This is a genomic window from Mesorhizobium sp. M7A.F.Ca.CA.002.09.1.1, assembly GCF_003998555.1.
GTDB classification, from domain to species: Bacteria; Pseudomonadota; Alphaproteobacteria; order Rhizobiales; family Rhizobiaceae; genus Mesorhizobium; species Mesorhizobium ciceri.
Genome location: NZ_RZRR01001224.1, coordinates 1 through 1,270 on the forward strand (window position 1 = coordinate 1; position 1,270 = coordinate 1,270).

Consider the following 1,270-nt stretch of genomic DNA (forward strand, 5'->3'; position numbering starts at 1 on the left):
TTTTCGTCGTGATGGCTTGCACCACATCGGGGAAGGCAAACTCGCCGGCCTCCTCGGCCATTTGCGCGTGGTAGACGACCTGCAGCAGCAGATCGCCGAGTTCGTCGCGCAGATCGTCGAGGTCGCCGCGCGCGATGGCATCCGCGACCTCATAGGCCTCTTCGATCGTGTAGGGCGCGATGGTCGAGAAATCCTGTTCGATATCCCAGGGACAGCCGGTCTTCGGCGCCCGCAGCGCCGCCATGATCTCGATCAGGCGCGAAATGTCTTTCGATGGCGTCATAGGGCTGATGCTATCGCGCGGCCGGCCGCGCGGCCAACGCTGTCAGCCGGCGAGAGTGCCTTGTCCACAGGCGAGCCACGTCAGTCGAGCACCGAGACGATCGCTTTGGCGAGGTCGTCCATGCCGTCCTCGGGCAGGCCGGCGACATTGATGCGGCTGTCGCCGACCATGTAGACGCCGTGCTCGGCGCGCAGCCGTTCGACTTGCGCTTCGGTGAGGCCAAGGCGGGAGAACATGCCGCGATGGCTGGCGACGAAATCGAAGCGGTCGGAATTGGATTGCCGGCGCAGGGCTTCGGAGAACTGGACACGGAGTCTCAGCATGCGCAGCCGCATCTCTTCAAGTTCGGCTTCCCAGTCTGCACGCAAGGCGGCGTCCTCCAGCACGATGCGTACGGCTGCTGCCCCGTGGTCCGGCGGCATCGAATACATGGCGCGCGCCGCCGACAGCATCTGGCTCATCGCCACATCTGCCTGTGCGCCGTCCTTGGCCAGGATCATTGCTGCGCCGACGCGGTCGCGGTAGACGGCGAAATTCTTCGAGCAGCTCGACGCGACGACCATTTCCGGAACTTTCGCCGCCAGCAGGCGCAAGCCGAGGGCGTCGGCCTCAAGGCCATCGCCAAAGCCCTGATAAGCGATGTCGACGAACGGCAGCAGCGCGCGCTCGACGACCAGATCGGTAACGGCTGCCCACTGTGCCGCATCCAGATTGGCGCCGGTTGGGTTGTGGCAGCAGCCATGCAGCAGCACGACGTCGCCGCTCTTTGCGGTCCGCAGGGCCGCCAGCATGTCGTCGAAGCGAACAGCACCCGACGCGGCGTCGAAATACGGGTATTCACGGATCTGCAGGCCGGCGGCGCGCATCACCGGCATGTGGTTCGGCCAGGTCGGGTCCGACAGCCAGATGGTTGCGTCCGAACGCGTCCGCTTCAGCAATTCCGCCACCAGCCGCAGCGCGCCGGAGCCGCCGGGCGCCTGTGCGGCG

At 66.0% G+C, this 1,270-nt stretch carries 2 protein-coding genes; both read right to left on the minus strand.

Features of this window, described 5'->3' with window-relative positions; translation table 11 throughout:
• A partial coding sequence (locus EN994_RS32000; RefSeq protein WP_281060222.1) for a MazG nucleotide pyrophosphohydrolase domain-containing protein occupies positions 1-283 on the minus strand: 283 nt, incomplete at its 3' end.
• 80 nt (positions 284-363) lie between these two features.
• Positions 364-1,270 (minus strand): aromatic amino acid transaminase (locus EN994_RS32005; protein ID WP_164746441.1); only part of this gene is annotated, 907 nt, incomplete at its 5' end.